Below are 16,244 nucleotides of genomic sequence, written 5' to 3' on the forward strand. Positions count from 1 at the left end.
CTACTTAGCTTTTTCGCTACGCTTGGTGGTTCCCGGCTCGGGGGCCGGGATGACGGATCTCAATACAGTCTCGGTCATTCCGTGCACTGACACGGGAGTCGCTTATCGACAGCGTTTTAGTTCTACTTAGCTTTTTCGCTACGCTTGGTGGTGTCCGGCTCGGGGGCCGGGATGACGGATCTCAATACAGTCTCGGTCATTCTGTGCACCGGCACGGGGGGACGAAGTAGCGAAGTGTGCTTTGGCGGTAAATAAGTGACTTACATCAGCTATAACTAATCACTCCGTGCAGAGCGTGTGGGGATCTCAATATTAAATACGGCACCGGGCTGTTGTTCAAGCAGGCAAAGCTGTGCTTTATGTACGTCGCAAATGGCCCGCACTATGCTTAGCCCAAGGCCGTTACCAGGGCGGCCACGGCTGATATCAGCACGATAGAACTTATCAAATACTTTGTGCTGGTCACCCAGCGGGATCCCGGGGCCATCGTCACCAATCTGCAGCAAGGCGCTGTCGGTATGACTTTGTAGCCTCAGCCAGACATGCGACTGTTCATGACTATGCTCCAGCGCGTTTTCCAACAAATTACAGATCAGTTGGCCCAACAGGTCTTTGTCGCCGTGGCAGTGTACTGATGGCACAATGGATACATCAAAACGGCGGCCACTGTCTTCAAAGACGGGCAGGTAGCTTTGTGCCAGTTCATCGAGTAATGCCGACAAATCAAACGTTTTGAAGCCCTGTATATGTTTGCCCGACTCAATGGCATTGAGTCGCACCAGATTGTTAAATGTATTGATGACCTGAGCCAGCTCACTGCTTGCTTTATCAATATGGCCTTGCAGTGCAGCCGTGTCGTCGAGGTCCTGATACATACTCTGAAGGCGGTTGGAAATCCGCGATAAAGGGGTTTTCAGGTCATGAGCAATGCCCACTGACATGGTTTTCATATTGCCGTGCAGGCGGGTTATTTCGTCCAGCATCTGGTTGATAGCAAGGCTGAGCGCCACAATATCGGGGTGAGAGGTAGAGACTTCAGTGCGTTTTGAATCGGGTGAGTGTGCCACTTTTGCCAACTGAGCCGATAAATCCTCTAGCGGGCGGGTTCGTTTGAGCTGCAGCCATACAATCACAGCCAAAGTGAACGGCAGGCTCAACAGAGCAAACCACCCTAAGAGCTGCTCATAAAACTCGGCTTTTTGAGCATGCATGTCGTCGCGTTTTTGCCAGTAATCAATATGTAAGCCATCGGGTAAATCGAGCCTGGCAGACAGCAGTTCTATGTCGCCTTCTTCATCAAAAGAAACATTTTGCCATTGTGCAGAGGTTGCAACGCTTAGCTCTGTGCTGGCGCCAAAAAGTAGCTTGTCCTGCTCATATATGGCAACCAGCCAGCCGTCATCAAGCAGATGTGCCCGTGCCTCGGTGTCGGACCAGATCACGTCCTCATCCAGTTCGAACTCTTGCAACACGTGCTCAAGGCCGTGCTCATCGAGCATTATCTTAACCTCAGCCAGAAACTCGCTAAATTCGCTCTGCTGCTCCTGTTTGTCCTGCCAAACAAGTAACTGACTGATGATCCATAGCAGCAACAGCATGCCTGCCCAAAGTGTGCCACCCACCAGGGTCGTTTGTGTCAGGTGATAACGGCTAATCATCAGACTGGCCTGTCAGCAGGTATCCGCTGCCGCGAATGGTTTTGATCATGTCAAAGGCAAAAGGTTTATCCAGTTTGTTGCGCAGCCGGCTGACATGGGTTTGCACTAAGCTGGTTTTGGGGTCGAAGCTAAACCCCCAGACTTGTTCCAGCAGCATAGTTTTGGTGATCAGCTGTTCCGGGTTTTGCATCATATATTCAAGTATCTGGTACTCTTTGGGCATCAGTTCTATTTCTTGTCCTGCTCTTATCACCTGACGGGAAGTGCGGTTGAGTGTGAGCTCGCCCAAAAATAATTCTTGTGTGTCAGCGCGTAAGGGCTGGCGTCTGGCCAGGGCTTTTAAACGAGCATACAGTTCAGCAAATGCAAAGGGTTTAACCAAATAATCATCGGCTCCGGCTTCGAGCCCGGCGACCCGATCGGCTGTATCGCTCAGTGCTGTGAGCATAATAATGGGGGTTGTAACTTTGCTGGCGCGTAAAACCCTGACCGCGTCCAGACCATCCATATTAGGTAACAGGCGGTCGAAAATGATGACATCAAAAGAAGTAGCAGACGCGCTCAACATGGCTTGTTCTGCGTTGTCGCAATGCTGTACACGGGCATTGTGCTGTGTCAGTCCTGCACAGATAAAATCGGCGGTATCCGGGTCGTCTTCAACTAATAAAATATGCATACAAACCTGAGGTTATCGTCACTCAGTTAAAGCATATCGCATTTTTGCCTTGGGTTGGCATACAATTTTGTATTGTACTGTGCCTGCGTGTGTGTATAAAATTAAACCAACTAAGACATAGAATAAGGAAATAAATATGGCAGACAAGCAAGTCGAATCAGGACCTAACCCGGGCCTGTACATTGCGGTTGGTGCTGGGGTCGGTACGGCAATGGGGGTGACTTTTGGGGTCGCATTTGACATTCTGGCTTTTACCATTGCTCCGTGCGCTGGAGCTGGCATGGCGCTGAGCGTTGCGTTTTGGGGCGCCAACAAGCAAGCCGATAAATAAGCCGGTAAGTAAGCAGGGTCGGCAGGTTCAGCCCTGCAAATTGTTATTCCTGATAGGCGCCTGCGCTGTAAATCAACTCATAGCTGTGGCTGTATATCTCGACTATGTTACCAAACGGGTCTTCCATATAAATCATGCGATAAGGTTTTTCGCCCGGGTAGTAATAGCGGGGTTTTTCCATACGTCTTTTACCACCTGCGGCCACTATTTTATCCGCCAGACCTTCTACATCGGGGTCTTGCACACAGAAATGAAAAACGCCGGTTTTCCAGTATTCAAAATTGTTGTCGGGGTTGGTTTGATTGTCGAACTGAAATAATTCGACGCCAATGCGATCGCCGGTAGACAGGTGCGCTATGCGAAAGCGTTTCCAGCCCGGACCAAATACGTCGGTGCACATTTCACCTATGGCGCTGTCATCTTCACTAATTTCAGTCGGTGCCATAATGACATACCAGCCCATTACCTGAGTATAAAACTCAACGGCTTTCTCCAGATCGGGGACCGAAATACCGATATGCGAAAAATTACGTGGGTAAACCTGGCTCATAGAATACTCTCCTCTGTTTGAATGATGAACAGGTTACAAATACTCAATCATCATGTAAAATTATTAAAAATTATCTAAATAAATACATTTTGTGATGATAAATAACAGCTGGCTGCGAACATTTTGTACCCTTGCCGAAGTCGAACACTTCACACGAACGGCTGAACAGCTGCATATGACGCAATCGGGTGTGAGCCAGCATGTGCAAAAGCTGGAAGCGCATTTGGGTGTTGCTTTGCTGCTGCGTGACAGCAAACAAGTAGTGCTGACGGAAGCTGGCAAACGGCTGCGTATACAGGCACAACATATACTGCAAAGCATATCGGATCTTGAGGTTAGTATAGGAGAAGATCCGGCTTTTGAGGGGGAAGTCAAAGTGATGTCACCGGGCAGTGTGGGGCTTCGCTTATATCCGCATTTGCTGGCACTACAGACGCGTTATCCTAAGCTCATAATCGACCACAGATTTGCACCTAATCAGGCCATTGAAAAAGCCGTGGCTGATGGCGATGCAGATATGGGTTTCACAACAGTGCAGGTAAAATCGGCCGATATCATCAGCGAGATGGTCGCCACGGAACCTTTATTATTGGTGACACCCGCTGAGGTAAATCAGCCAGACTGGGAAACCTTGTTATCACTGGGCTTTATTGATCATCCCGATGGTGCACATCATGCCGAGCTATTGCTCAGCGCTAACTACACGCTGTTTCAGCACTGTAGTGAATTTGAGCGCAAAGGGTTTTCTAACCAGATCAGCCTGATTTTGGAGCCTGTGAGCCGGGGCTTAGGGTTTACCGTATTGCCTGCCTACGCAGTTGAGGCTTTTGCAAAGCGTGAACAGATAAAGGTGCATATGCTCGATCATCCGGTGAGTGAAACTATATATTTGTGTACGACCAAACGTAGCATCTTGCCTGCCAGAGTCGAGACTGTCATTGAGCACGCTAAAACCAGCTTTGAAGGCCAGTAATATTATTTATGGCTGCACTAAATCAATAAATATTGGCTTAGTACTGGCGCATCTGGGACTGAGCCATTACTATGCAGCCAAATGAATCAAAAGTAGTAAGTAAGCATGTCTTTACCTCCTTGCCCAAAATGTAATTCTGAATACGTTTATCAGGATCAAAGTAACCTGGTGTGCCCAGAGTGCGCCTTTGAGTGGAATCCCAACGAAGTCAACGATGATGACGTGGTAAAAGTGAAAGATGCGAACGGTGCGTTGCTGGCCGACGGCGATAAAGTGACCGTGATTAAAGATTTGAAAATCAAAGGGAGTTCTCAGGTCATTAAAATTGGTACTAAAGCGTTGGTCCGCCGTGTACTGGACAAAAAAGACCACGAACTGGATTGTAAGGTCGACGGCGTAGGCGAAATGATGGTGACTGCTAAGTTCGTTAAAAAAGCCTGATTGTTCTTTCCCTATTCGGGGCGGGATGACGGAGCCCATTAACTCCTCGGTCATCCCAATACCTCCTAAGTTACCCAGACACTCCCTCGGTCATCTGTGCAATAACACGGAATTGACGGCACCCGACACCTTCTTGACCTTCAATGCTGTTAGTTATGTTATACTGGACTAACCAGTTAGTAAGGAGGTCTGTTATGGGATTTAAAGTAAATCATTACGCAGCGAAAACAGTCAGCCGCTCACATACGATGGACTGGGAAACGGTTGCCATTGAACTTATCATAGGTGCAATTTGCTGCGTCATAGCAATCGCCGGGTTTAAAGCCAATATGTTGCTGATATTCGTGCCGGCATTACTGATCTCTCTGCTCTGCATTGCCGGTGCCTGCTACAATGTGTATTACTGGATTGCGGAACGTCGGGAAAAGCCTACAAAGCAGTGAACCTGCGCTGTTTCCTGAGCGTACTACCTGCATTGGGTTATACAAGGAACACACATTGAAAACACTGCTAATCATCATGATGGCGCTTATCCTCAGCAGTTGTCTGGGTATGCCACAGGGCGTGCAGCCCGTTAATAATTTTGAGCTTAACCGTTACCTTGGTAAGTGGTATGAGATTGCCAGACTGGATCATTCCTTCGAACGCGGACTTTCTCGCGTAACGGCGCAATACAGTATGCGCGAAGATGGCGGCGTAAAAGTGATTAATCGTGGCTTTAACGCCGAAGAAAATCAGTGGCGCGAAGCCGAGGGCAAAGCGTTTTTTGTCAACCAGGACGATGAAGCCTATCTGAAGGTTTCGTTTTTTGGCCCGTTTTACGGTGCCTATGTGGTGTTTGAGCTGGACCATCAAAACTATCAATATGCATTTGTGTCTGGCCCCGATACCGACTTTCTGTGGCTGCTCTCAAGAACCCCGGAAGTAGACCAGGCCATTATCGACAAGTTCGTTCGCATGGCCTCAGAACGTGGCTTTGATACCAACTCACTGATTTTTGTTGAGCAGTAATATCTTGCTCAGCTCTGAGCCAGTGGCAGCTGAATACGGGCTCTGGCACCGGGTTTGTCAGTGCGATTAACCAGTGTCAGGCGACCGTTGTGTTGCTCAATGATGTTTTTACACAGCACCAGCCCAATGCCTTTGCCATTTGCTTTGATGGTATAAAAAGGCACAAACAGGTTGTCGGGATTACTGATGCCCTGACCCTCATCCAGAATATCAATGAAGGCGTATTGTGCTGTTTTACTGGCAGTAATCTTGACCGCAGCGGTCTGTGCACTGGCCTCCAGCGCATTGGTGATCAAATTAATCAGCACTTGCTCCATCAGGCTGACATCTACTGGTAGCGTGAATTCTTGTTCAACTTTACAGCAAACCCGTGGCTCATATAAAGCCTGCATTGGGGTCAGCAGGGCGCTTATGGTGATCACTTTGGGGTGCAGCTGATGCTGTCTTGCAACACTGGCATAGCGATTAACGAACGACATCAGCCCATCGCTGCGCTGTACAATCACCATTAAGGCCTGCTCGAAATCGGCCTGAGTGTCTTTACTTGGCTGCAGGGTTTGTAATGTCTGTGCCAATGACTTGATGGGGGAGAGTGAGTTGTGGATCTCATGGCTCAGAATGCGGATCATCTTTTGCCAGGCGTCACGCTGCGCCTGACTCACCACCGACTGTACATCGGTCAGGATCAATAAATGGGCATGACTGTCATTGATGGGGAGCTGGCTTTGGCGGATCTGCCATTGCTGAGCAAGAGAGGGGTGACTGAATTGCCACTGACCATTAGACTGCACCAGGCTAAAATGGTGTGCTTTGGTCAGTCGTTGCGTTTGCCAGGGTTTGCCTGTCCAGTTTGAGAAAGCCTCATTGGCATGAACCAGAGCATTACTTTCATCAAACACTACAATGGGGCTAGGCAGCTGCTCAATCAGCTGAAACAGTAAGATGGCCTGATGATCGCGTGCCGATTTATATGCCTGCAAATGCTCACACAGTTGACTGGTTTCTGTTTGCAGCTGAGCCAGGATACCGCTTTGATCGCGCGTATAAAACCGTTGCCCATAATCCTCTAAACGCATGGCCTCGACTGTGTTAGTCAGATGATAAAAGGGCTGAACAACGCGGGTTTTAATGCTGTGTAGCAGTAGTGCAGCGGGGCAAAGTACCACAACACAGTTGGTAAGGATGCCCAGCCAGCCACTGCCAAGGCTGAGCAGCAGTGCGGTGCTGAGCAAGGCAAACAGTAACCAGACTATCAGGCAAAACCCAGAAACAAGGCGTTCGTAATTTAATTTAATCACGGTTAAGGCTGCCGGGTTTTGATGCTGAATTTATCCATGCGGCGGTACAGCGCACTTTTGCTGATCCCCAGCAATGCTGACGCCTCCTCGACGTTGTCCTGACACTGAGTGAGTGCCATTTTGATCAGTTTCTGTTCGGCCTGCTCCAGCGTGACCAATTCCTTTACCGGGCTGTTCAGCTCGCTGCTGGCTGGTTTGATGTTCAGCTGACTGGCAGTGATCTCGGCCTCGTCACTCATCAGTACCGCCCGCTCCATAATGTGGCTTAATTCTCGTACATTGCCCGGCCAGTGATAGGCCTGCAGCACTTTACGGGCACACTCTGATAAAGGTGCTTCGGGCAGTTCATAGCGCTTCGCGTGAGCTGATATAAAGTGCTCGGCGAGCGGAATCACTTCGTCACTGCGCTGTCTCAGAGGTGGTAGTGTCAGCTCTATGGTATTGAGCCTGAAATACAGATCCTGACGAAATGTCCCTTGCGTTTGCAGAGTATCGAGATCTGCATTCGTAGCGCTAATAAGTCGGCAATCTGCGTGACAGGTTGTGTCGGAGCCGACCAGTTCGTATTCGCCATTTTCCAGTACCCGTAACAACTTAGCCTGCTGAGATTCGCTTAGCGTCGCGATTTCATCTAAAAATAAGGTGCCGCTGCTTGCCTGACTGAAGCGGCCTTCGCGGTCCTGCCTGGCATCGGTGAATGCGCCTTTGACATGACCAAACAGCTCGCTTTCAAACAAAGTATCCGGGATTGCCGCCATGTTAACGCTGACGAGTTTACCTGTTTGCAGGCTTTGCTGGTGGAGGTATTGTGCAACCTGGGATTTGCCCGTGCCGTTTTCGCCTCGTAACAGGATATTGGCGCCGGTCGGGGCGACCCGGTCCAGCTGTTTTTTAAGTGCCTGCATTTGCGGGCTGATCCATAGCAGAGGGTTGTCGGCGGGCGCTTTTTGCATGACCGTAGTGACAGCTTGTCTGGCATGGGCTATGTGTCGTAACCCCAGATGCTTTTTGATCATCATCAGCACTGCGTGGTTGTCCCACGGCTTGGCAAAAAAATCTACTGCACCTCGTTGCATGGCTTCGACGGCCAGATTAACACTGGACCAGGCGGTCATGGCAATAAACACCGGGCTGGAAGGTATCTGCGCAGCATGTTCTGAGAGGAAGTTGAGACCTTCCTGACCCGAGGTGGTATCCAGCTCATAATTCATATCGAGCAGCACCAGATCGATAGAGTGCTGTGCCAGAGCCTGTGCCGCAGCACTCAGGGTGTCACATTGAATGGTGGTAAAACCGCTGTTTTTCAGCAGTATATGAAGACTCAGGCGAATATCAGCCTTGTCATCAACGATAAGTACGGTGCCTTGCATGGTTAAACTGGCAGGCGCCGTTCGGCGCCTGCATTTCCTCATTTACTTTTTATTAGAATGGTTATTCATTTCTCAGTGCCTTGATAGGGTCCTGGCGGATCACCTTTTGCACCGGCAGATAGCTTGCAATTAGCGCAACCAATAGCATAACCGGAATACTACTCACCACAGCCAGTAAATTGACTTCGACAGGCCCATCGCCAATACGCGACCACAGCAGGTATCCAAGGCCTGCAAACAACAGGCTCATAGCCAGGCCGGTGAATATGGGCACAAAACTCTGTTTTACAATCATAGCAATCAGCTTATGTGTATGCGCACCCAAAGACAGGTGAATGCCCAGTTCGTAGCGACGCATCTGGACACTGTATGTGAGTACACCATAAATGCCTGCGCCAGCCAGACTCAGTGTCAGTACAAGCAATGCGACTGTCAGCATGGCCTGCAGCCAGGTTTGTCTGAGTCGCTGACTGAGCATATCATCCACTTTCCTGAAATCCGAGAAGTTTAAGGTTGGATGTATGTCCTTTAAGGCGTTGCCCAGTTGCGAGTGCGACAGCGGTCCACTGGCTTTAATAATAAACGCATTGCTGCCTTCGGTAAGAGGCACATAATAGCGTTCCAGCTCGTATCCTAAAGGGCCTGTAGGCACATACACGTCACCAACAATGCCAACCACCTGTCTGGGCGTTTCCTGATCGATATACAGCGTCTGACCCAGAGGATTGGTTTCGCCATACAGGCGCCTGGCCAGAGAGTCGGAGAGCACAATCTCATTATTGTCTTCACCAGATGCTGCGATAGGTGTGAAGCTGCGGCCTTGCGTGATTGGCAATGACAGGGCGGTGAAGGCATCCTGATCAAAAAATGCCAGGCTCATGATCCCGATCAGCTCAACCTTTTCGTCGTATAGATAGTTTTTCCAGCCCATGGCCAGTGGTGAGGTGGCGCTGGCCGCAACCGTTTCAATATTGGCCTGTGTGCCCAGGGTGTTTTTAACCTGTCTGGATAACTCAAACGGATCAATTTCGGTAGCGCTGCCATCGACACGGGCGTAATAAAGATGCTCGGTGTTAAACCCGGTTGGGTGTGTCATTTCCTGATAAGCAGGCAATAGTTTATTGGCAGCCAAAAATAACAACAGACTGGCGAACATCACCTGTAGTGCAACCAGAATATGGCGAGTGCGGGCTGAGATCTGTGCACCGGTGCCTTTACCGCTGGCGTGCAGGGCGTTGGTCAGGGCCTGGTAGTTGACCTGGCGACTGGTGATGGCCGCTATTACCAGGGCTATGATCAGTGCCAGCAAGACTGCAACAATCACGGTTGGTGCATCAAGCGATAAAGATTGCATGCGAGTAAACAGGTAACTCAGGTCGTCGGCCAGTAGCACGTTAAGCCACTCCGCGGCCAGCAATCCTAAAACCGTTGCTGCGCCAATCAACAAGAGACTTTCACAAAACATACTGATAAAAATATGTTGTGGTTTGGCACCCAGCGCTGCCTGAATGGCCATCGTTCTTTGTTTCTGGGCACCACGAGACAAAAACAGGTTAGTTACATTGGTCAGGGCGATCAACACTAGCACCGCGGCTGAAAATAACAAGCTTAGAGCCAGAGTGTCGCTTTCTGCGATGATCCTGCTGCGTAGCGGTGTAAAGCGGGCACCAATGGCAGTGTCGGGTGCCACATTGTCACGAGACTGATATAAGGCATCGATTTGTTCGCCAAGCGAGTGATTCGCCTGTTCAGGGTTTACGCCCGGCTTAAAACGAGCAATCCCGTTAAACTGACTGCTGATGCTGTTCCAGTGACTGGTGGTGCTAAGCGCCTCAGGAAAGCTGCTAAACCCGCTGATGGCAAAGCTTCTGAAAATTTCAGGCACTTCAAAGTCAGCGGCAGTCACCCCGACGATTTCGTAGGCAACCCGGTTGAGCTGGGTGAAGGACCCGATAACCTCAGGATCGGCGTTAAAGTTGTCCTGCCAGGCCTGATAGCTCAGCACCAGTACCTTTTGTTCATCGCTTACGCTTTCATTGCTGTTCAGCGCGCGACCCAGATGCATAGGGACGCCCAGCAAAGAGAAGAACTCCGGAGAGACACGGAGAATATCAACCGTGGGGCGTTGGTCCACATCCATCAGACGCGGTGATGTCAGATGTAGCATCGCCATTTCGTCAATAAACTGCTGATCCTGATGGATCAGAAACTGGGTGGGTAACATCTGAAAGCCATACTGGGTTTCGCCATTAATGGTTTCACTTTGGTCGGTGACCCATAAGGTGTCGGCGTTGGGGTAGGGCAGAGGTTTGGTTAGTAGCCTGTGATTGATATTGATCACCACACACAGCGCTGCAAGCGTGAGCGCAAGTGTGAGGATCACTGTAAGACTAAAGCCGGGCAACTTTTTCAGGTTGGAGGCGGCCAGTTTAAGTTCTTCTTTGATCATCCCGCCATCTCCAGGTTGACCTCGTCGACCATCACCCCGTCAAGCAGAAACAGCTTACGACCAGCCATATCAGCATATCTGGGGTCGTGCGTTACCATACACATGGTGGTGCCTTGTGCATTTAAATCGTGCAGCATCTGCATAACGGCATCGCCATTTTTGGAGTCCAGGTTTCCGGTGGGCTCATCAATGAGCAGAATATCGGGCTTGTTAACCAGTGCTCGGGCAATGGCAATGCGCTGCTGCTGACCACCGGAGAGTTGATTGGGCTGATGATCTACCCTGTGGGTCATTTGCACCAGTTCCAGGCACTGCATAACGCGTTCTTTGAGTTGTGAGCCGCTTAAAGGCTGTTCACTGTACTTAACAGGCAGTGCCAGATTGTCGAACACATTCAGCTCATCAATCAGGTTAAATGACTGAAAGACAAAGCCAATGTGCTTGTTTCTTAAAGTAGCACGCTGGTTGACACTGAGCTGGCTGACATCGTTACCGGCAATCTGATAGCGACCGCCAGTTGGCGTGTCCAGCAGACCCAAAATATTGAGCAGTGTGGACTTGCCACATCCCGACGGGCCTGAGATAGAGACATACTCCCCCTCGTTAATGCGCAGGTTTACGCCCTGTAAGGCTTGTGTTTCTAAGCCACTGAGCAGGAAGTGTTTGGTGATATCGGTGAGTTCAATAACGCATTGGTTGTTCATTGTTGTTTCCTTATTTACTCAGGTACACGACCGGCTCATCCCGATAGGATGCCATATCCGACAGAATAAAGCGCTGCTGTGGCTGTGCGCCGGATAGCAACTGAATATACTGTGCGGTCTGGGCGCCATAGTGTACCTCAATGGCGTGTGCTTGTTGGGTATTGGGTTCGATACGATACAAAGTGGCAGTGCTGAAAGCCTTGGCACCAACGGGTTTGTCGATATACAGCGCATCCTCAAGGGTGCTGATATGTATCGTTCCTTCAATGTTTAGCTCGGGCCGGGCGCTGTCGGGCAGCACGGCAGGCAGGGCCACTTCGACTTCAATATTGCCGTTTTGCACTATTGGGTTGATCCGCGAAACAGTGCCAGCAATAAAGTCGGCGCGGGTATTCACTTGTACCGACTGCTTAAGTTTAATTTGTTCAGCATAGGCCTGCGGGATTTGCAGCTGAGCATATAAATCTTTAGTGCTGCCAACCAGTGCAAGTTGCGCGCCCAGCGGCACACTTTGCCCCAGTTCCACATGGAGTTGTTGCACAACGCCAGTGATCCCCGCACGCACAGTCAGTTGGTCTACCCGGTGCTGAATTAACTGATATGCCTCTTCGGCGGCTTCTATATCGGAGTTGGCCAGTTGTAAATTGGCCTGATGTAAGGTTTTAAGCTGAGCAATACGGCGCTGTTCGATATCAATGCGCCGCTTAAGCTGGCGGTGCTCCAGTACGGTACGCTGATAATCCAGCTTGGACACGGCACCATCTTCAACCAGCCCAGCCTGCGCAGAGACCTCGAGTTCAGCACTTTCCAGTTCAGACTTTAAGATCTCCAGACTTGCCTGATGCGACAGCATTTCCCGCTGCTGATTAATATCGGATTGCAAATACTGATCTTTGGCTTGTTGCAGTGCTCGTTTTGCATCTTTAAGCGATTGAGTAAGGTTGGCATCTTTGAGCTTCATAATCACGCTGCTTGGCGTGACCTCAGCACCCGGACGCAGCATAATCTCCTCAACCGTGGCCTCACTGGCAGCGCTGATCAGACGCGGCGTGCGCGACTTAAGTTGACCAAACCCCGCCACTGAAATGGTCAAATCGCCCTGTCTGACTTTACCAACCCAGGCATTCTCTGCGGGCAAAGACGCTTGTGCTGTAGGTTGCGTTATCAACCAGCCAATAATCGCTATGGCCAAAGCAATACCACCCAGCCACAACCAGTTTACTTTTATGTTGTTTTTCTGTTCGACCTGTATGTCCATGCCATTTCCTCTAAAGGTATTTGGGTAGAGTCACTACAAGTCATATGCCAACTTTTAAGTGTTTGTATTTCATGGATTTGTGTGTTTTTTGAGTGTGGGTTCTGTGCGCTGATTTGTGGAAATGAAATTGCGATTTGTGGAAATGGGAGAAGAAGTCCGGTAGAAATTCACTTGGTTTAAGTAGCCAGAGTTCACGCGTATTAAATGGGTAAGGCACGCTAAGCAGCACTGTTTACTCCGTCAAAACTCGGTAGCACACCCCCCGACGCCACCCTGGACGTTTGTGGGGCTATTACGCCACGCAGAAGTCTTGGACTGAGATGACACCGACAAACACTTACGAGTCGGTAGCTACTGATACGCGATATGGAGGTATCGAGTTGATACAATGCTTACACTCATTTTCGTCATCCCGGACGCTTGCGAGCCGGGATCTACTTAAACACCACGCAGAAGTGGCGGCTCAAATCAAACTGTGGCGTACCACAACACCTTGCCAAATAAGAGAGAAGTTGGTCTAATAATAGGAACGGTGCGTTGTTCAGGCAGGGATTGAGTCACATTACAACGGTTTGAGCCATCATTGGTTCAAAACAAATTCACTCAGCAAAAACAAATCCCCTAAGTGCAAACTACACCAGCCGGATACTGTGAGCAGATAGCGGCTTAGTTTAACGAGCGATTATGCGCGCTGTATCCGCATAAATATCAACACTAATAAGGAGAAGTCTATGAGAAAGGAAATAACGACACCATTCAATATCATTGCCACAATTGTTGTGTGGCTGTTAGAGCTGATACGCGAACTTATCACAGCAGACATACAATCATATGCTGAGAGTGAAACTCTGCTTAACCTGTTATTTGAGTCAGCTGTAGCCCGTGTTTCTGTGTACTTTTTAGTGTGGGTTTTCGCTGCTTTAGCAATCGCTGTGTTATTCAGGGAAATCTGGAATCGTTTGTTTTCAGACCTCTTTACTCTTAGAAAAATAAACTTCAATGAGTCTTATGCCACTTGTATTTTGTTAACCTGGGTCGTTTTAGGGTAATGCGTTGTAATATCCTTGCCGAGTGAGATTGGCGTAAACTCCTCCTTCTCGAACTGAAGATTTGCTAACTCTGTATTAGTTCAGAGTTAGCAAACCAATTAATCGACGAACCACTTTTTCGGAGAGAAGTATGCAAGACAATCTGGCAATGACAACGAATGGCGCAACGACAACAGCTAAGGATATCGCTGAGGGTTCCGTTAAAGTTGTTAAGGCAATCGATAAGTTCAACAATACAATTTCTATAGGCAAGGATGGAGCTGATCTCAACAAGGTCATTAAGGTTCTTACTGATTCCAGCATCTCCAAGTTATCGGCGTCATTCGGCGTACTTGGCGCTACATTGAGCTTTATATCCTTGTTCTCATCAAGTAAATCCAGCGAAGAAATCATTATCGATATGTTAGGTGATCTCGAATTAAAAATCGATTCGCTGCAAAGTCTGATGCTGGGTCAGTTCGAGCATCTTGGGGCCGTTGTTAAGCGAGTTGGCGCGAATGTTACGCTAAGTAATGCGTTCAAAGACATTGATAGCGTTGCCAACTCAGTCGATGTATTTCTTAAAGCAACAAGCCATTCGGTACGTAAAGCGAGCCTGGAGAAACTAAAACAGTACCAAGGTAAAGATTTGAGAGGAGCTGTTGAGCTTATCAGCCAAACTTTGAGCGAAGGTACGCTTGCCAACAATGTATATCACGCGAACCTTAGTGAATCTTTTGGGAACGCTGCCACTATTCAGGAGATTGGCAGAACGCTGAACTATTACCTCATCAGCGCTAACCTGATGGAGAATTTTATTGACTGCGTGGCCTTAATTGACGATGAAGTGTTATTGTCTATTGAAGTCCCTGATGGGGGCAACCCACTAGACTTCGTGCCTCTGGAACATTTGGAAGAAATACGAGGTGAAATAGAATCCAATGCTTTATTTTACAGTAAACACATTCAGCGGCACGAACAAGCGTGGCTGAGAGCTTTGAAACTATGTAAACAGGACTGTAGTAAGTACATAGACCTTTATATGACAAATAAGGTTTTCCCAGCACTGGATGCGAGAACCCATAAAGCCTCTGTACAAAAAGTGATAGATGAATTGTCTGCCAATTGGGGTTGGCTCGATCATTTTGCTGTGGTCTATGACGATGTTAGCGGATCTTCAAAACATGCTATGAGCGGTTTATCCACACAACATCATGCTTATTCCAGGCAACCCGTACCCAAAGGGAAAATCAATGCTGTCATCGCTTGGATGGACAAAGAAAAACCGGCATTGGGTGCACAATTGAACTCTAAGGTTTCACACAAATACAAGGTAAAGGTCGGCGGTGGTCCCAGTCCATTTGGAGGCAGACCAGGTAAAATGGTGAAAAAAACCTACGGCGGTGATGCAGAAAAGTTCAGTCAGTGGAGCGACCTCAAGGATGTCTTCAACGACCTGACTGACAATCCACCCAACTCCCAACGTTTTATTTGGGTTAGTAAGAAAAAACAGGGTGTTTCCCGAGCACAAACCAACAGTCAGCGCCTTCTGTGGCTCAATGGAAAATACCTCGACTTTGCAGCCTTTGAGTAAGGTCTTCATTTGGAGCCTTCTGGCATGTACTCTCCTCAATATGAGTGTGCAGATGTTGTTGATTGCAAATTGAGGTTTTTGAAAATGAGAGTGCAGGTGCGGGCTGAATTGACCTGTCGCCTGCGCTCACACAGATTAAATGAAAGAACACGCCAAACAACACTGTCGAGAGCATAAAAGTGCGGGGCCAACAGCCCCGGCGCCAATCCGGACGGCTTATGAGCCTTGATCTACTTACTCACAACGCTGAATTGGCAGCCCACCCCTATTTTTACGAGTAGCTGAGCACCTTGCCAAATAAGAGAAAAGAGGGTCTAATTGCAGGAACAGTACGTTGTTCGGTCAGGGTATGAGTCACGCTGCAACGGTTTGAGTCACAATTGGTTCAAAACAAAGTCACTCATCAAAAAGCCAACTCCCTGAGCACAAACTGCACTAGTCGAATACTCTGTGCAGGCGACCGAGTTCAATAATCGAATATGCATGCTACTTCTGCATGAATAAAAAAGCGTGATCTCTCAGTTCAATAGTGGAGTTATAGATGAAAAAATATTTAAACAGCATTATCTCATTTTGCTTTTTGACAATCGCCATTTCTTCACATGCAGGTAATTCAGGGTGGACAGCTGCGTCAGAAGTTATAAAGGTTGTCAGTGTTGTTAATGGTGGTATAAATGTCCGCCTTTCTCCTGAATTAAGTGGATGTACTTCTCAAAGCGGATATGGACCTAAATACGCATCAATTTATCCCGATCACCCAGCTTTAAACGCCATGCATGCTAATCTGCTGGCAGCTTACATGTCAGGTAAAAAGGTATCTCTGTATTTAACAGACGACACATGTAAAGTGGGTGAAATGGTTATTGGCGGTACTCACAGTGGCCCGCCGGGCTCATAAGTATC

General features: G+C 48.7%; 16 protein-coding genes. 8 read left to right on the forward strand and 8 right to left on the reverse strand.

Annotated elements, in window-relative coordinates; translation table 11 throughout:
* Positions 1-275: 275 nt before the first annotated feature.
* Entirely contained in the window at positions 276-1,658 is a 1,383-nt protein-coding gene (locus CWB99_RS11280; RefSeq protein WP_138552358.1) for a HAMP domain-containing sensor histidine kinase, read from the reverse strand.
* Positions 1,651-2,334, reverse strand: coding sequence for a response regulator transcription factor (locus CWB99_RS11285; RefSeq protein WP_138552359.1), 684 nt, complete (start codon positions 2,332-2,334; stop codon positions 1,651-1,653). The genes CWB99_RS11280 and CWB99_RS11285 overlap by 8 nt, the downstream gene beginning before the upstream one ends.
* Positions 2,335-2,470: 136 nt before the next feature.
* Here CWB99_RS11285 and CWB99_RS11290 point away from each other — a divergent pair, with 136 nt between their 5' ends.
* Positions 2,471-2,665 carry a hypothetical protein gene (locus tag CWB99_RS11290; RefSeq protein ID WP_138552360.1) on the forward strand — a complete coding sequence of 65 codons (195 nt, stop codon included), beginning with the start codon at positions 2,471-2,473 and terminating at the stop codon, positions 2,663-2,665.
* Positions 2,666-2,708: 43 nt separating this feature from the next.
* Here CWB99_RS11290 and CWB99_RS11295 read toward each other — a convergent pair whose 3' ends face one another.
* Positions 2,709-3,215: a lactoylglutathione lyase family protein gene (locus CWB99_RS11295; protein WP_138552361.1), complete on the reverse strand. Its 507-nt coding sequence runs from the start codon at positions 3,213-3,215 to the stop codon at positions 2,709-2,711.
* A 94-nt stretch (positions 3,216-3,309) separates the two neighbouring features.
* On the opposite strand from CWB99_RS11295, the gene CWB99_RS11300 reads away from it, so the two are divergent.
* The 4 genes from CWB99_RS11300 (at position 3,310) to CWB99_RS11315 (ending at position 5,640) form a co-directional block, all read left to right on the forward strand.
* Positions 3,310-4,188: a LysR family transcriptional regulator gene (locus CWB99_RS11300; RefSeq protein WP_138552445.1), complete on the forward strand. Its 879-nt coding sequence runs from the start codon at positions 3,310-3,312 to the stop codon at positions 4,186-4,188.
* Positions 4,189-4,293: 105 nt separating this feature from the next.
* Positions 4,294-4,629: a zinc ribbon domain-containing protein YjdM gene (locus tag CWB99_RS11305; protein WP_138552362.1), complete on the forward strand. Its 336-nt coding sequence runs from the start codon at positions 4,294-4,296 to the stop codon at positions 4,627-4,629.
* Between the two features lie 194 nt (positions 4,630-4,823).
* A complete protein-coding gene (locus tag CWB99_RS11310; RefSeq protein WP_138552363.1) occupies positions 4,824-5,072 on the forward strand; it encodes a hypothetical protein in 249 nt (82 codons plus the stop codon).
* Between the two features lie 55 nt (positions 5,073-5,127).
* Positions 5,128-5,640, forward strand: coding sequence for a lipocalin family protein (locus CWB99_RS11315; protein ID WP_138552364.1), 513 nt, complete (start codon positions 5,128-5,130; stop codon positions 5,638-5,640).
* A gap of 8 nt (positions 5,641-5,648) precedes the next feature.
* Here CWB99_RS11315 and CWB99_RS11320 read toward each other — a convergent pair whose 3' ends face one another.
* From CWB99_RS11320 to CWB99_RS11340, 5 genes are all read right to left on the reverse strand, one after another.
* A complete protein-coding gene (locus CWB99_RS11320; protein ID WP_138552365.1) occupies positions 5,649-6,938 on the reverse strand; it encodes a sensor histidine kinase in 1,290 nt (429 codons plus the stop codon).
* A 2-nt stretch (positions 6,939-6,940) separates the two neighbouring features.
* On the reverse strand, positions 6,941-8,308 hold the full coding sequence (locus tag CWB99_RS11325; RefSeq protein WP_171045320.1) for a sigma-54-dependent transcriptional regulator: 1,368 nt from the start codon (positions 8,306-8,308) through the stop codon (positions 6,941-6,943).
* A 61-nt stretch (positions 8,309-8,369) separates the two neighbouring features.
* Positions 8,370-10,757 (reverse strand): ABC transporter permease, encoded by a 2,388-nt coding sequence (locus tag CWB99_RS11330; RefSeq protein WP_138552367.1) that lies wholly within the window; start codon positions 10,755-10,757, stop codon positions 8,370-8,372.
* On the reverse strand, positions 10,754-11,461 hold the full coding sequence (locus CWB99_RS11335; protein WP_138552368.1) for an ABC transporter ATP-binding protein: 708 nt from the start codon (positions 11,459-11,461) through the stop codon (positions 10,754-10,756). The genes CWB99_RS11330 and CWB99_RS11335 overlap by 4 nt, the downstream gene beginning before the upstream one ends.
* Positions 11,462-11,471: 10 nt before the next feature.
* On the reverse strand, positions 11,472-12,719 hold the full coding sequence (locus CWB99_RS11340; protein WP_138552369.1) for an HlyD family secretion protein: 1,248 nt from the start codon (positions 12,717-12,719) through the stop codon (positions 11,472-11,474).
* Between the two features lie 731 nt (positions 12,720-13,450).
* Here CWB99_RS11340 and CWB99_RS11345 point away from each other — a divergent pair.
* The 3 genes from CWB99_RS11345 (at position 13,451) to CWB99_RS11355 (ending at position 16,239) form a co-directional block, all read left to right on the forward strand.
* On the forward strand, positions 13,451-13,768 hold the full coding sequence (locus CWB99_RS11345; RefSeq protein WP_138552370.1) for a hypothetical protein: 318 nt from the start codon (positions 13,451-13,453) through the stop codon (positions 13,766-13,768).
* Positions 13,769-13,898: 130 nt separating this feature from the next.
* Entirely contained in the window at positions 13,899-15,341 is a 1,443-nt protein-coding gene (locus CWB99_RS11350; protein WP_138552371.1) for a hypothetical protein, read from the forward strand.
* A gap of 541 nt (positions 15,342-15,882) precedes the next feature.
* On the forward strand, positions 15,883-16,239 hold the full coding sequence (locus CWB99_RS11355) for a hypothetical protein (protein ID WP_138552372.1): 357 nt from the start codon (positions 15,883-15,885) through the stop codon (positions 16,237-16,239).
* Positions 16,240-16,244 lie beyond the last annotated feature (5 nt).

The organism is Pseudoalteromonas rubra (genome assembly GCF_005887095.1).
GTDB classification, from domain to species: Bacteria; Pseudomonadota; Gammaproteobacteria; order Enterobacterales; family Alteromonadaceae; genus Pseudoalteromonas; species Pseudoalteromonas rubra_E.

Excerpts from the sequence above, each read along its gene's own strand:
- CWB99_RS11280 (WP_138552358.1), bottom strand. The coding sequence starts at position 1,658 with ATGATTAGCCGTTATCACCTGACACAAACGACCCTGGTGGGTGGCACA.
- CWB99_RS11285 (WP_138552359.1), bottom strand. The coding sequence starts at position 2,334 with ATGCATATTTTATTAGTTGAAGACGACCCGGATACCGCCGATTTTATC.
- CWB99_RS11290 (WP_138552360.1), top strand. The coding sequence starts at position 2,471 with ATGGCAGACAAGCAAGTCGAATCAGGACCTAACCCGGGCCTGTACATT.
- CWB99_RS11295 (WP_138552361.1), bottom strand. The coding sequence starts at position 3,215 with ATGAGCCAGGTTTACCCACGTAATTTTTCGCATATCGGTATTTCGGTC.
- CWB99_RS11300 (WP_138552445.1), top strand. The coding sequence starts at position 3,310 with ATGATAAATAACAGCTGGCTGCGAACATTTTGTACCCTTGCCGAAGTC.
- CWB99_RS11305 (WP_138552362.1), top strand. The coding sequence starts at position 4,294 with ATGTCTTTACCTCCTTGCCCAAAATGTAATTCTGAATACGTTTATCAG.
- CWB99_RS11310 (WP_138552363.1), top strand. The coding sequence starts at position 4,824 with ATGGGATTTAAAGTAAATCATTACGCAGCGAAAACAGTCAGCCGCTCA.
- CWB99_RS11325 (WP_171045320.1), bottom strand. The coding sequence starts at position 8,308 with ATGCAAGGCACCGTACTTATCGTTGATGACAAGGCTGATATTCGCCTG.
- CWB99_RS11330 (WP_138552367.1), bottom strand. The coding sequence starts at position 10,757 with ATGATCAAAGAAGAACTTAAACTGGCCGCCTCCAACCTGAAAAAGTTG.
- CWB99_RS11335 (WP_138552368.1), bottom strand. The coding sequence starts at position 11,461 with ATGAACAACCAATGCGTTATTGAACTCACCGATATCACCAAACACTTC.
- CWB99_RS11340 (WP_138552369.1), bottom strand. The coding sequence starts at position 12,719 with ATGGACATACAGGTCGAACAGAAAAACAACATAAAAGTAAACTGGTTG.
- CWB99_RS11345 (WP_138552370.1), top strand. The coding sequence starts at position 13,451 with ATGAGAAAGGAAATAACGACACCATTCAATATCATTGCCACAATTGTT.
- CWB99_RS11350 (WP_138552371.1), top strand. The coding sequence starts at position 13,899 with ATGCAAGACAATCTGGCAATGACAACGAATGGCGCAACGACAACAGCT.
- CWB99_RS11355 (WP_138552372.1), top strand. The coding sequence starts at position 15,883 with ATGAAAAAATATTTAAACAGCATTATCTCATTTTGCTTTTTGACAATC.